Genomic DNA, 13,793 nt, shown 5'->3' with positions numbered 1-13,793 from the left:
GTTTACCTCTTTCGAGTAGTGAGTGCTTTAGCTGTTTTTTTCCAACTGTTGCACCAAAACTTGAAAGTCTTTGGGGTAGGGGGCTTCCACTTGAATCTGCTTTCCATCCCTTCCTTCGAAAGAAATTGAAAAAGCATGAAGTGACACCCGCTGCATGATCGGTAATTCTTCCGTGTCCTTTTTGAGATTGAAGCGGCGCTTGAGTGAAGAAAGGAACAAAGGCTTGCCTCCATATAAAGTGTCACCGCAGATGGGGGACTTTAAGTAGGCCAAATGTACCCGGATCTGATGCAAACGGCCTGTTATCGGCTTGCATTCGACCAAGGTGTGCGCATAGTAGGTTTTCAAGGTGTTGAAAACGGTCTGTGCCGACTTTCCTTCTTTACTGACTTTGGCGATTCCCTTGTTTGTCGCGACGAGATTTCGATCTACCAGCTCCTGCCGGAAATCCTTGATCCCATCAATGACTGCGTGGTAGACTTTTTCTACTTCCCTATTTTCAAACTGAATAGCCAAGTGCCTGTAGGCCTCTGGATTCTTGGCAATCACCAGACATCCGGAAGTTTCCTTGTCCAATCGATGGCACAGCTGGGCATCTGCTGTGTGCATCTTGGCAAGGTCCAGGATGTTCTGCGCCTCATGTCTGTCGTCTAAGCTCGATAGATAGGGCGGCTTGTTGATTACTAGGTAATCCTCGTTTTCAAATAGAATAAGATGTTGAAAATCTACTTTCTTCATGGATCTCCTGCCTCTTCAAAGAGCGGGCAAAGGTAGGGATTTCAAAAGATAAAAGTTAATTCTTCCTCAAAGGTTGTTCGGTTAATTTTCTCCGGGATTCTGATTTTCCGATTTCAAATGTAATTTGCCTGAGTATTTAGCTTGGTCAGCTCTAATGTCAGAAAGAATCACCTCCTCGTTGCATGCCTTAAGAAGAGTTCAGGTCGTCAGGTATGTGATGCCTTTGAGAGAAGGTGGCTCCCTCCCGGCTTTAGCAGAAGCAGATGATGGGTTTAGCTATGTGCTTAAATTCAAAGGAGCAGGACAAAGAGAGAAAGCTCTTATTGCAGAGCTGGTAGGAGGTGAGTTGGCCAGAAAGTTGGGTTTCAAAGTGCCTGAACTGGTTTTTGCAGATTTGGATGAGGCTTTTGGAAGATCTGAAGGAGATGAGGAAATCCAGGATTTGCTGAAAGGAAGTCAGGGACTCAACCTCGGTCTGCATTTTTTATCCAAAGCTTTGACATTTGATCCAGGAGCTACCCAAGCCGATGAGTATTTGGCTTCCCGCTTGGTCTGGTTTGATGCATGGATCACTAATGTAGATCGGACCTTCAGAAATACCAATCTCCTAATCTGGAACCGTGAACTCTGGCTGATAGACCATGGGGCCTCTATGATTTTTCAACATTCTTGGGAAAACTGGGAAAATCAGGTGAAAAGTACCTTTCCTATAATTAAAGACCATGTATTGCTTCCCAGAGCTACTCAATTGGAGAGGGTAGATGAAGAAATGAAATCCCTTATCACCGAGGAAATGATTGGGGAGGTTGTGGAAATGATCCCCGACGAATGGATTTTGACTTCCAGAGACACGGATTCAGCGGAAGAAGCCAGAAACGTCTATCGTGAGTTTCTATGGAGAAGATTTTTGAATTCTGAAGTATTTGTAAACGGAGCCAAAAATGTCCGATAAGCACCTATTTGAGTATGCCTTGATTCGAATCGTGCCCAGAGTAGAAAGGGAGGAGTTTGTCAATGTGGGCGTAGTGGTCTGTTGCAAGAAAAAGGACTGGATAGCGTGTAAGATCTATCTTCCTGAGGCAAAGTTGCTAGCCTTGGATCCCGAGGTTGATTTAGAAACCATTACATGTTATCTGGAGTCTTTCGAGAAAATCTGCCGAGGGGAAAAGATGGGGAATCCTATCGCTCTCCAGGATGCTGCCTCTAGATTTCGATGGTTGACAGCAATGAGAAGTTCAATGTTGCAGACTTCCAGACCACATACAGGCTTGACAGCAGATTTGGAGGGGACCTTAGAAAATTTGTTTGCGGAGTACGTCGCTTGATTTTCCGATAATTTTCCTGAGTAAATTAGGCCTCTGCTTTCTTGTCTTTTTCCAAAGGAAGTGAAAAGCTGAAAATAGATCCTTTTCCAACAGTGGAGCTGACGGAAATCTTGCTTTTATGCCCTTCCAAAATATGCTTGACAATAGCCAATCCAAGGCCCGTTCCCCCTTCTTTTTTGTTTCTGCTTTTTTCTACCCGGTAGAATCTCTCAAAAATCCGCTTTAAATCTTCCGGTGGAATGCCATGTCCGTTGTCTTTGATTTCCACTTGGATGGTGGATTTGTGGATTTTCAAGCCAACCCGCACTTCACCACCATTGTGATTGTATTTCACTGCATTAAAAATCAGGTTTTGGCAGACCCTGTAAATCTTCTGGCGGTCGGCGAGAGTGTTGTATTTTCTCTCAGCTTCAAATTCAAAAATAATCTTCACATCCCTTTTGGAAGCTTTGTGTTCCAGCTCTTCGATTACTTCTAAAATAAGTTCTTTCAAGTCAAATTCTGTGAAGTTGAATTTGATTACCCCGCTCTCCATTTGGTTCAGCGTAAGGAGATCCTGAACTAGAATGTCCAAAGAATCCAAACTTTTGGCCGCACGCTTTAGAAATTTCATTCGAACCTGCTTGTCCTCAATGGCTCCATCCAAGAGGGTATGGATATAACCTTGAGTGGCAAAAATCGGGGTTTTGAGCTCATGTGAAATGTCTGCGATAAATTCACGTCTAAACTCTGCGTTTTTTTGTAGCGTGTCGATCTCCCGCTGACGTGCGTTGGCGTAGGAGTTTATGACAGCGTTAATTCGTTTAAGGGGAGAAAGTGAGGATTTGATGGATTTGTCCTGGATTTCAGTCAACTCCTTTTTTTGGATTTTCTCCAAAAGGGAATAAATATTACCGATCTCCCGATACACCAAAAACTCCAGTGTGATCGTGATCAAAAGATAGGAAATAGAAAAAGTCAAAACCCATACTCCCAACAAAGTGGTGGAGGTGGTGGCAGGGAAAAGTGACAGAAAAGCCATCACCAAAGTGGAGATAGCCACCGCCAAAATCAAAGATATCCCTCTGGATCCTGTAAACATCAATTATCCCAAATCGAACTTGTATCCTACTCCTTTTACCGTAGAAATGTAGTCCTCTCCAATTTTTTCCCTGACTTTCCGGATGTGAACGTCCACAGTTCTTGCCAAAACAAACACATCAGATCCCCAAATATTGTGAAGCAACTCATCCCTACTGAAAACCATATTAGGGTTTTTGGCAAGAAAATACAATAATTCAAATTCCTTCTTGGGAAGAGTGATGGTTTTCCCGGATTGATCAATGGTATAACTCCCCCGGTCAATGATCAAATCCCGGATTTTAATTTGAGATTGTTCTTGTTCTTTTTTGCTTTCCCTTCGGAAAAGTGCCGCAATCCGACTCATCAAAGCTCTGGGCTTGATTGGCTTGGTGATGTAGTCATCGGCTCCAACGTCAAATGCTGCCACTTCTGAGTATTCTTCCATCCTTGCTGTCAGGAAGATGATAAAAGTATTTTTGAGTTCGGGGATCTGGCGGAGCTGAAGGCAAGTCTCCACGCCGTCCTGATTTGGCATCATGATATCCAGAAGGATGACATCTGGTTGGAATTTAATGGCGGTCTTCACGCCCTTGATTCCATCCTCAGCTGTGGCAACCTCGTACCCTTCTTTTTGGAGGTTGTACTTAAGAATTTCAACAATGTCTGATTCATCGTCAACGACCAGAACTTTGATTTTCTGTTTATCACCCATGGAGTTTTTGTAAAGGTTTGGTTAAAAATAGTGATTATTTGAAGATCCAAACCAAACATTAATTGGTCAAGAAGTAAATTCAATCTGCAAAAAATCGAAAATCAAGGATAATGTTACCTGAATGTTAACTTTTTGAAAGAGTTGTCCAATCAATTATTTCTCAATCCCTTGGCAGATTCAATGTCCAAGTTTAGGGAACCAATGAAGAGATTTGCCTTAATCTTAACAGGAATTTTGTTCTGATCCTTAGTTACCCAAACTTTCACCGGAAATTCACCTCGAAAGAGTTTGTTTTTGGGCATTCTAGGGGAAAAAATATAGGTTTCTTTTTTACCTAAGCTGGTTTGAAGGACATCCGTGCCCTCGTATATTAATTTTAGGTTATATATTTCTTTGTCGAAAAATCCGGTGATCAATATTTCTTGGCCTTTTTTGAGATTCGCCAGATCCATGGTCCTTAAGAAGTAAAATCCACTGACTAAATCCTGGACTGTCCCCGGAAGGTCAAATTCTTTGACTTCCTGAACAGATCGGTTGTCCCGATCATACAGTTCCATTTTTGCTACCTTTTTATCCTGATCAAAGTGAACCAGCTCATGTTTTCTGTAATTCCCCTCCTCGATATGTCGATAAGAGAGAGAAGGCAATAGACTGCTCGTGTCCAAATGGGTTCCCCAATTATCATTGACTTTACCAAAAATGGTGGCAGCTCCTTTGGTTTTGCCAAAGGCGTCAATCTTGTAATGGGTTTTGGCTCCGGTTTGAACTGGTCTTTTTGCCACTTGCATTCTGGCTTCTGCAAGATTAAGCCAGCCATAGCTTACTTGGAAAATCAATTCTTCTCCAAAGGTAAAAGCTTGGTTTTTAGCTTCTTTTTGACCGAATGCCAGTGGGAAGCATAGAAATAGCCCAAGGATAAGCAGGACGACTTTCTTCATTGAATTTGTGACAATAAATGACAAAAACGATTTTTTTTCTAATGGTAAACGAAAAAAAGGTCTGTTTGGATAAATAAAAGTACAAATTTGGGATTCTAAAACAATCCTACTTTTCCATTGAGAATGGGCGGGTATTTGGTAAATTTCGTTAATCCTAATTTTATAATCTTTCATACTATATGAATAATAATGCTGAAAAACTGAAAGCGCTTCAACTGACGATCGATAAGCTCGAAAAAGCTTATGGCAAAGGCACAGTGATGAAGCTCAGTGACAATACAGTCCAGGATATACCGGCTATTTCTACTGGTTCCTTGGGGCTGGATATGGCTTTGGGTGTAGGAGGGATTCCGCGTGGTAGAGTCATTGAAATCTATGGACCTGAATCCTCAGGTAAGACGACCTTAACGATGCATTGTATCGCTGAGGCCCAGAAAGCCGGTGGCATGGCAGCATTTATTGATGCGGAACATGCTTTTGATAAGTCATACGCAGAAAAGCTGGGAATAGATACCGAAAACCTCCTGATCTCCCAGCCTGACAATGGGGAACAAGCCTTGGAGATTGCAGAACATCTGATCCGTTCAGGTGCTATCGACATCATTGTAATTGACTCAGTGGCGGCTTTGGTTCCTAAAGGGGAATTGGAAGGTGAAATGGGCGAAAGCAAAATGGGTCTTCAGGCTAGATTGATGTCCCAAGCATTGAGAAAACTCACTGGAGCAATCAATAAGACTGGATGTGCCTGTATTTTTATCAACCAGTTGAGAGAGAAAATCGGTGTCATGTTTGGCAACCCAGAGACTACCACCGGCGGTAATGCCCTTAAATTCTATGCCTCTGTTCGATTAGATATCAGAAGAGTAGGTCAAATCAAGGAGGGAGCTGATAATGTATTAGGAAACCGTACCCGAGTGAAGGTGGTGAAAAACAAAGTTGCACCTCCGTTTAAAGTGGTAGAATTCGATATCATGTATGGCCAAGGTATTTCTAAAGTTGGCGAAGTGATAGACTTGGGCGTGGAACTTGAAATCATCAAAAAGGCGGGATCTTGGTTTAGCTACAATGGCGAAAAACTCGGTCAAGGTAGAGATGCGGTTAAAAACCTTCTTTTGGATAATCCGGAATTGATGGATGAATTGGAGACCAAAATCAAAGCTGCTTCTGGCCTGACGCCTACCGAACCAAAAGTGGATTTGGAAGATTAATTCTTCTTTCAAAAAAAGCAGAAAAGGCTGGCGAGTAATCTCACCAGCCTTTTTTAGTCTCTATACCTTTCTACCGGAATTCCTTATGCAGTCCGGATCGCTTCCACGGGATCCAGTCTGGCAGCCAGCGTCGCCGGAACGATCCCAGCTACCACTCCAATAATAGAAGAAACTCCTATTCCCAGGATGATATTTCCAAAGGAAAGCACCAGATCAAGACTTCCAATCGGAACAAAACTTAAGAAGAAAACCAGCAAAATGCCTGTTCCTCCTCCAATAAGACTTAAGAAAATAGCCTCAAAAAGGAATTGGAAAAGAATGAAATAATTTTTTGCACCAAGGGATTTTTGAATCCCAATAATATTGGTCCTTTCCCTTACTGACACGAACATGATGTTGGCAATTCCAAACCCACCAACCAAGATCGAAAATCCACCGATTACCCAACCGGCGACTGAAATCACATCGAAAATAGATCCGATGGCATTTTGGATAAACTCAGTTTTATTCAACGCAAAATTTTCTTCTTGTGTGGGTTTCAAGCCTCTTTTTGCCCGAAGAAGACCTGTTAGTTCATTTTCCAAAGCTACCAACCCAACATCTTCGTCTTTTCCCTTAAGTGCGATAGTGGGCTCTAGGCCATTTCGCCCTGTATAGTACATTTTGGTAAAGGCCCCATAAGGAATCAAGCAAGCTTCATCCTTGGAAGGTAAATCCAAAAAACCTTCTCCTTCTTCCTCAAATATTCCGATCACTCTGAATTTCATTCCTTTGATTTTCACTTCTTGTCCCAAGGGAGGCTGATTAGGGAATAATGTATTGGCAATCTTTTTTCCGAGAATGGCCAAATTTCTGGAAGCATTGATTTCAGCTTCAGAAAAATACCGACCTTCCTCCAATGCTACCTCGTAAACATCCTGGTAGGTATACGCAACTCCGGTCAAAGCCATTCCTTCAAATGCATTGCTGCCCGCTTGGGCAGTAGTGGTGGAGGACGCAGAGATCGTTACCCCTTCAGCATTTTTGACTTTCGATTCCAAAAATTTATACTCAGCGAAAGTGGCTGCAGGCCTCCTAAAATACTTCCACCATGGGTAATCCTGAGGGCCTGAGGCAAAAGGAAAACGATCCACACGCATTACATTGGTTCCAAGGAAGGCAAAGGAAGATTTGATTTTGTTCTCCAGTGAGTCCACCAAGGTGAATACCGTGATAATGGCGAAAATCCCCACTGTTACCCCCAAAAGAGATAAAACAGTGCGGGTAAGGTTGGTTCTTAGGGCGTTCAGAGCGAACCGCAAGCTTTCCAAAGTGAGTCGGAAAAAGAGCATGAGAGGAATAGTTGGTTAAAACAATTTGTTAAGTTAGCTGAAATTGGACATTATTGTTGTTAACTTTGCATTTTTTAAAGCAATATTACGCATAATACAAACTAGAGAAAGAATTCTAAATCTCCCATATGAAATTATCTGATTTCAAATTTGACGTTCCAAAAAAACTTATTGCCCTCTATCCGACTGAGAACCGTGATGAATCCCGCTTGATGGTTGTTCACCGGAAAACTGGTCAAATCGAACACAAAAGCTTCAAAGACATTCTGGATTATTTCGATGAAGGAGATGTCTTGGTGTCCAACGATACCAAAGTTTTTCCTGCTAGACTGTATGGCAATAAAGAAAAGACCGGGGCCAAAATCGAAGTTTTCTTGCTTCGTGAACTGAACCCTGACCTTCGTCTTTGGGACGTTTTGGTAGATCCAGCCCGAAAAATCCGGGTAGGCAACAAACTTTATTTTGGAGACAGCGATTTGGTAGCCGAAGTAATTGACAATACTACTTCCAGAGGACGAACCATCAGATTCCTTTTTGACGGAACCGAAGAAGAATTCCACAAAACCATCGATACTTTAGGTGAAACGCCCCTGTTGAAAGAATTTATCGACAGAAAAATTGAACCGGAAGATAGAGACCGTTACCAAACCGTTTTTGCAAAAAATGTAGGAGCCGTTGCTGCTCCAACTGCTGGATTGCACTTTACTCCACAATTGCTGAAGAGATTGGAATTGAAAGGAGTAGAGGTAACCCCGATCACACTTCATGTGGGCTTGGGTACTTTCCGTCAGGTGGATGTGGAAGATTTGACTAAGCATAAAATGGACTCTGAGAACTATGACATTCCTCAGAAAACCGTTGACTTGGTTAATGAAGCGCTGGACAACAAAAAACGAGTAGTGGCAGTAGGGACTACTTCCCTGAAGACTGTCGAATCATCTGTAACGGCAAACGGTCGCTTGAAAGCAAGCAGCGGCTGGACGGATAAGTTTATTATTCCTCCTTACGAATTCAAGATTGCAAATGCTTTGATCACTAATTTCCACCTTCCTGAATCCACACTTTTGATGACGGCTTCAGCATTTGGCGGATATGACCTGATCATGAAAGCCTATAAGGAAGCAGTAAAAGAAAAATATCGCTTCTTCTCCTACGGAGATGCAATGCTGATTTTATAAATCATCTAGCCCCGGAATCCGGGGCTTTTTTGTGTCTTCATATTTTGATAAAGTCAGACAGATTGTGGAATTGAAGACAGGTGATACCTTTGAGTTAAATAAGTCAGATATGAACAAAGCTGCGATTTTGGTAGCTGGAGGACGGGGAACCCGAATGGGTGGGCCTGTTTCCAAGCAATATCTTCCGATCGGAGGAAAGCCTGTCTTGATGCATACGCTGGAGGCTTTTCATAAAGTTGACCCATCCATCGCCTTAATTTTGGTGCTCCCCAAAGATGATTTCCCCTACTGGAAAGAGATTTGTGAGTCCTTTCATTTTCAACTTCCTCATCATGTCATCGCAGGAGGGAATTCCAGATTTCAGTCTGTGAAAAACGGATTGAATGCACTTCCTTTTGATACAGGATTAGTGGCGATTCATGACGGCGTCAGGCCATTTGTGAAAAAGGAGGTAATCCAGGAAAGTTTTGAGCAGGCAGCGATTACAGGCAGTGCAGTGGCTGTGCTCTCGATGAAGGACTCCATTCGAAAGTTGACAGATGATGGGAAGAGTTTTGCAAAGGAGAGGCAAAATTACAGGCTCGTACAGACTCCCCAGACTTTTCAGATCGAAAAAATCAGGAAAGCTTTCCAAGCTGAGGAAATTCCTCAATTTACCGACGATGCCACAGTCTATGAAAATCAAGGCTGGCAGGTGACTTTGATCGCCGGAAATGCAGAGAATATCAAAATCACCACACCGGAGGACCTGGAATACGCAGAGTTTTTGATTTCCAGAAAATCCGAAGTCGGTTAAAATCCTACTGTAGATTCACCGACTTTTTGTTCCTGTTCACCGACTTTTTGCCCCAAGAGACCTATTGTTCATTTCTCAGAGTAGGAAGGGAAAGTACTTTTGGTCATCAACTTTATCAAAAAGACCATGAACTCCTACAAACAAAAAAACAATGACGGCAGTATCGCAATAGGATTTGTCTTCCTAGGTGTAGGCTTGATTTTGCTGCTTAGAAAATTAGGCTTATTTATCCCAAGTTGGATTCTGACTTGGCCCATGATTTTGATCGTGATCGGTCTCTTTTCCCTGATCAAGCACGAATTCAAAAGTTTCTTCGGTGCCATTATGCTTTTCCTGGGTACTTACTTTTTGCTTCGCAATGAATTTGACTTGGATTTGGGTATAGGACAATATGTCTGGCCTTTGGGTTTTATTGCATTGGGAGTGTATCTAATCACTCAAAAGCGCAAGGAAAACCAGATTTTGGATGATCTCCGATCTAAGTGGGACCAGAAGCAAAAAAATCAGAAGTCAACTTCCAGTGCTTTTTCTTCTTCAGTAGAGGAGGCCAAAGTGGTAGATGAGGAATCCGGCTCTGCTGGGGCGTTTTCTGGTACCTCGAGCCAAGATCAAGGCTTTACCCGCACCACCGGGACATCTTTCGCTGACCGGTTGAATATTGATGCGATTTTCAGCGGGGTGACCCGGAAAATGATGTCCAAGAATTTCCAGGGGGGTAAGATTACCGCCGCATTTGGGGGAGCTGATCTTGACCTGACCCAAGTGGATTTCAATGGGGTGGTGACCATCCAAGTGGACATCATCTTTGGTGGGGTGAAAATGATCGTTCCTCCTCACTGGGATATCCGTACAGAGGTGACCAACATCGCCGCCGGATTGGAGGATAAAAGATATTTCCGTGAAGGTGGAGTGGACCCCAACAAAGTAGTGGTGCTGAAAGGAACCATTCTCTTCGGTGGTTTGGAAATCAAATCCTTTTAACGACCTTTTACCAACTATTAAAACCACGAATCTTGCTTTTTAATGCATTTTCAAATCCCAAGATGGGAAAATGGATCATCCCCGGAGCCGGAATCATCTGGCTCTCGGGATGCTTCTTTTTGTTGGTGAATATGGGCTGGGAAAAGGAAATCGCTTTCACGGACTCCTTTTTCTTTTCCCTGATTTTTGTTGGCGGAGTATTGGTCATCGATCGGGTTTTCAGTCTTTTTTCTCCCAAAGGGAAAAATCTGATTCTGGTTTTTCTGGTGCCGATTATGCTTAGTTTCTTGGCGATTTATTCACATAAGTTTCTATTGGCTTGGTGGTACGAAGACCGAGAGGATTATTGGCTTTTTCTGGATAGTTCCACCAATTTGAGATTGATCCTGTTCGCTTTGGTTCAGTTTATGGTTGCGCTGTTGGCTTTGATTGTTTCCAAGCTGGAGCGCCAGGAAGAGCTCAACAAGCGTGAAGCTCAAATGCTGCAGCTCTCCAAGGACGCGGAACTGGCCCAGCTTCGACAACAGCTACAGCCTCATTTTCTCTTCAATAGCCTTAATTCCATTAGCGCATTGGCAGTGGCGGAGCCCAAAAAGGCCAGAGAAATGGTGCTTTTGCTTTCTGAATTTCTGAGAGGAACCATTCGAAAAGACTCCAAAACGTGGAATACCCTCGAGGAGGAATTGAACTACCTAAAAATGTACCTTGAAATCGAGCGGGTAAGATTCGGGCATCGACTGAGCATCGATTTTGAAATTGAACAGGAGCTGGAAAAGTCTAAAATTCCCCAATTACTTATTCAGCCACTGGTCGAAAACGCAATCAAACACGGGCTTTATGGAATCACCGAAGAGGTAAATATTAAAGTCATTGGAAAAAAAGAGGGGCCTTATTCAATAGTTCAGGTGGAAAATCCATTTGACCCCACTGCCCCTGCGCCGGGAGGAACCGGGTTTGGCTTGAGCTCCGTGGAGCGAAGACTATATTTATTGTTTGGGAGAAAAGATCTTCTTCAGACCCGTGCACAAGAAAATTTGTTTACCGTAACCCTGAAAATCCCTCAATATCAGCAATGATAAAAACCATAATAATCGATGATGAGCCTTTGGCAGCCGGAATTGTCCGGGAATACCTCCAGGATTTCCCTCAATTCGAAATTGTACAAGTGTGTCAGGACGGTTTTCAGGGACTGAAAGCCATCCAGCAGCACAATCCGGACTTGATATTTCTGGATGTTCAAATGCCTAAAATTACAGGTTTTGAAATGCTGGAGCTCTTGGATGAGCCGCCAGCGGTGATTTTCACAACCGCTTTTGACCAATATGCCTTGAAAGCTTTTGATGCCAAGGCTTTGGATTATTTGTTAAAGCCATTTTCACAGTCCCGGTTTCAGCAAGCCATCGAGCGATTTTTGGGTCAAAATGAAAAAACAGCTCCATACGAATCTGAAACCGAACTTCAGCTATTGGCTGAGAAAAGTAACCGCCTAGTAGTCAGGGTAAAAAATGACATCAAGATCATTCCGGTTCAGGAGGTTGCCTACTTTGAGGCTGAGGATGATTATATCGGGATCCATACTTCGGAGGGAAAATTTCTGAAAAAAATGACCATGAAGCACTTGGAGGAAAGCTTGGATCCGGGAAAATTCACCAGAGTCCACCGGTCTTTTTTGATCAATCTGAATGGTGTCACAGGCATAGAACCTTATGAGAGGGATTCCTACTTGGTCAAGCTGAAAAATGGGGAGAAAATTCCAGTCAGCAAGACAGGGTATGCCCGACTCCGGCAGGTGCTCGGAATGTAATCTGAGGTACATGAAAAAGCCCCGAGTTGAATCGGGGCTTATTTTTTAGTATTCGTCTTCGTTAAAGAAGAAATCATCCTTGGTCGGATAGTCCGGCCAAATTTCTTCAATGGTCTCATAAGGCTCACCATCATCTTCTAGCTCCTGAAGGTTTTCCACTACTTCTAGTGGAGCACCCGAGCGGATCGCGTAGTCAATCAATTCATCTTTGGTGGCAGGCCATGGGGCGTCCTCGAGATAGGAAGCGAGTTCAAGTGTCCAGTACATAGAGTTAATTTTAAGTAGTTCCGGATTTTAAGATTGCAAGAATAGTGAATTTTTTTTATGTAGTTTCTACTCAAAGCCGAGGAGAAAGTTGTTTTAAAATATAATTTTTTACGTCGACCTTTCTTTTTAGACCTGAAAGTTTCTTTTTCATCATCATTTCAAAGTCTGGAGTCTGTACGCGGAAGTTATCAGAGTTACTCTGCATGGTTTCCAATTCACTTTGATCCCGGTGCAGTAAGTCCTTCAGTAAAGCTGATTTGATCTTGTTTTGTTCTTGAAGTTCCTTGGATTCAAAATCAGGATATTTCCCGTGGACTAACTTTTCGATAAAAGCCTTTTCGAAAATGATGTCCATGAAAAATTGGTAAGATCTTGCCGGAAGGTTGGCTTCTTTCGGTTTACGGACAGGAAGTTTTTTCCAGTCTTCCTGAATCGCCTTTGCTCTGGAGATCAAACTCGGAGAGGTAGGCTGATGGGCCATTTTCTTCAGCTCGTCCACCATGGCTTCAATTTTCTTGAGAACCTCCCGTGGATGCATCTGAGGACCTGGATTCAGATCTCTTTTATATCGGGAGAAAATCCTGTTGTTAAGCCTCGAAAATTCATCCCAAAGGGGTTGTCTTTTTTCAGCAGGAACTTTTCCGGCTTCTTTCCATTCTTTCTGAATCCGCTTGGAAATTTCGAAGGCCATTTTGGAATTGGGGAGATCATGAGCCTCCCTTGCCTGCACGACTAGGGCTTCATAGACTTTGATATTTTCCTCTGCTTGTAAAGCCAAACCTTCGTAAAAATGTCTTCGATTTTCGAAGAAAGTCTGGACGGCATCGTTGAACTGGGTTTCAATTTCCTCAGAAATCTCCTTGTCCACAGGTCCGGTTTTAATCCATCGAAGCTTCAATTCTTTGAATTTTTCAGCAGTTTCTTTCCAGTCCGTATCATTCTTCATTTCCTCAGCTTCGAGAATCAAGGCTTTTTTCACTTCGAGGTTTTTGGCTCGATTGGCCTGAATGATTTCGTTGAGGTATTCTTCTGACTGATTAAGGTCTTCAATCAAAGGGATAAAGTCACCCAAGGCGTCGCTCTCATAAAGAGAATCTCTCAGGTGAATGAGTTTCATCAAAAAAGACCCCTTGTTTTGGTTTTCCTGAATATCGGTTTTTAGCTTTTCGACCTTTTCTTTGATTTGTTCAAATCGGGCTTCGAAATAACTGATGGTTGAGGCTTCATCCTCTTTTACTTCCCCGATGATTCGGTCCGGCTTTCCTAAAAATCCTTTTAAAAAGACTTTACCGTCTTTAATATATCCATAAGGATGCTCCATTACACTACAATAGGTTATAGGTGGTCGTTTTCAATTTTCTGCAAAATAATCAATTAGCCCTCACTTATCCTAAGAAAGGCCTTTTTTTGCATCTTTGCTGTTTAACGCAAATTTTCAAGAAAAATTCATCCC

At 42.7% G+C, this 13,793-nt stretch carries 15 protein-coding genes; 8 read left to right on the top strand and 7 right to left on the bottom strand.

The window, feature by feature from the left end:
- Positions 1-27: 27 nt before the first annotated feature.
- A complete protein-coding gene (locus G458_RS0115835; protein WP_026952760.1) occupies positions 28-738 on the bottom strand; it encodes an RluA family pseudouridine synthase in 711 nt (236 codons plus the stop codon).
- Positions 739-892: 154 nt separating this feature from the next.
- Between G458_RS0115835 and G458_RS0115830 the strand changes: the two genes are divergently transcribed.
- Positions 893-1,690 (top strand): HipA family kinase, encoded by a 798-nt coding sequence (locus G458_RS0115830; RefSeq protein ID WP_026952759.1) that lies wholly within the window; start codon positions 893-895, stop codon positions 1,688-1,690.
- On the top strand, positions 1,680-2,063 hold the full coding sequence (locus tag G458_RS0115825; protein WP_026952758.1) for a DUF3037 domain-containing protein: 384 nt from the start codon (positions 1,680-1,682) through the stop codon (positions 2,061-2,063). Before G458_RS0115830 ends, G458_RS0115825 begins: the two co-directional genes overlap by 11 nt.
- 25 nt (positions 2,064-2,088) lie before the next feature.
- On the opposite strand, the gene G458_RS0115820 is transcribed toward G458_RS0115825, so the two are convergent.
- From G458_RS0115820 to G458_RS0115810, 3 genes are all read right to left on the bottom strand, one after another.
- On the bottom strand, positions 2,089-3,144 hold the full coding sequence (locus G458_RS0115820) for a sensor histidine kinase (RefSeq protein WP_026952757.1): 1,056 nt from the start codon (positions 3,142-3,144) through the stop codon (positions 2,089-2,091).
- 3 nt (positions 3,145-3,147) lie between these two features.
- Entirely contained in the window at positions 3,148-3,837 is a 690-nt protein-coding gene (locus tag G458_RS0115815; RefSeq protein WP_026952756.1) for a response regulator transcription factor, read from the bottom strand.
- Between the two features lie 149 nt (positions 3,838-3,986).
- On the bottom strand, positions 3,987-4,775 hold the full coding sequence (locus G458_RS0115810) for a DUF3108 domain-containing protein (RefSeq protein WP_026952755.1): 789 nt from the start codon (positions 4,773-4,775) through the stop codon (positions 3,987-3,989).
- Between the two features lie 179 nt (positions 4,776-4,954).
- On the opposite strand from G458_RS0115810, the gene recA reads away from it, so the two are divergent.
- Entirely contained in the window at positions 4,955-5,983 is a 1,029-nt protein-coding gene (gene recA / locus G458_RS0115805) for a recombinase RecA (RefSeq protein ID WP_026952754.1), read from the top strand.
- 83 nt (positions 5,984-6,066) lie between these two features.
- Here recA and G458_RS0115800 read toward each other — a convergent pair whose 3' ends face one another.
- Positions 6,067-7,314 (bottom strand): ABC transporter permease, encoded by a 1,248-nt coding sequence (locus G458_RS0115800; protein ID WP_026952753.1) that lies wholly within the window; start codon positions 7,312-7,314, stop codon positions 6,067-6,069.
- A 128-nt stretch (positions 7,315-7,442) separates the two neighbouring features.
- Between G458_RS0115800 and queA the strand changes: the two genes are divergently transcribed.
- The 5 genes from queA to G458_RS0115775 all read left to right on the top strand — a co-directional run bounded on the left by queA (position 7,443) and on the right by G458_RS0115775 (position 12,073).
- Positions 7,443-8,492 carry a tRNA preQ1(34) S-adenosylmethionine ribosyltransferase-isomerase QueA gene (gene queA, locus G458_RS0115795; protein WP_026952752.1) on the top strand — a complete coding sequence of 350 codons (1,050 nt, stop codon included), beginning with the start codon at positions 7,443-7,445 and terminating at the stop codon, positions 8,490-8,492.
- Between the two features lie 109 nt (positions 8,493-8,601).
- Positions 8,602-9,288 carry a 2-C-methyl-D-erythritol 4-phosphate cytidylyltransferase gene (locus tag G458_RS0115790; protein WP_026952751.1) on the top strand — a complete coding sequence of 229 codons (687 nt, stop codon included), beginning with the start codon at positions 8,602-8,604 and terminating at the stop codon, positions 9,286-9,288.
- A 126-nt stretch (positions 9,289-9,414) separates the two neighbouring features.
- On the top strand, positions 9,415-10,269 hold the full coding sequence (locus tag G458_RS0115785; RefSeq protein WP_026952750.1) for a LiaF transmembrane domain-containing protein: 855 nt from the start codon (positions 9,415-9,417) through the stop codon (positions 10,267-10,269).
- A 62-nt stretch (positions 10,270-10,331) separates the two neighbouring features.
- Positions 10,332-11,345, top strand: a complete 1,014-nt coding sequence (locus G458_RS0115780; RefSeq protein ID WP_026952749.1) for a sensor histidine kinase — start codon at positions 10,332-10,334, stop codon at positions 11,343-11,345.
- Positions 11,342-12,073, top strand: coding sequence for a LytR/AlgR family response regulator transcription factor (locus G458_RS0115775; RefSeq protein WP_026952748.1), 732 nt, complete (start codon positions 11,342-11,344; stop codon positions 12,071-12,073). Before G458_RS0115780 ends, G458_RS0115775 begins: the two co-directional genes overlap by 4 nt.
- A 45-nt stretch (positions 12,074-12,118) precedes the next feature.
- Here the strand turns inward: G458_RS0115775 and G458_RS0115770 are convergent, their stop codons facing one another.
- Together G458_RS0115770 and G458_RS0115765 are read right to left on the bottom strand one after the other, a co-directional pair.
- Positions 12,119-12,340: a DUF2795 domain-containing protein gene (locus G458_RS0115770; protein ID WP_026952747.1), complete on the bottom strand. Its 222-nt coding sequence runs from the start codon at positions 12,338-12,340 to the stop codon at positions 12,119-12,121.
- 70 nt (positions 12,341-12,410) lie between these two features.
- Complete coding sequence (locus G458_RS0115765) at positions 12,411-13,661, bottom strand: DUF349 domain-containing protein (RefSeq protein ID WP_026952746.1); 1,251 nt, start codon at positions 13,659-13,661, stop codon at positions 12,411-12,413.
- Positions 13,662-13,793: the final 132 nt, after the last annotated feature.

It is taken from the genome of Algoriphagus mannitolivorans DSM 15301 (assembly GCF_000429425.1).
GTDB classification, from domain to species: Bacteria; Bacteroidota; Bacteroidia; order Cytophagales; family Cyclobacteriaceae; genus Algoriphagus; species Algoriphagus mannitolivorans.
The sequence above is the reverse complement of the archived record's forward strand: the minus strand, read 5'-3'. Positions and strand labels throughout refer to the sequence as shown.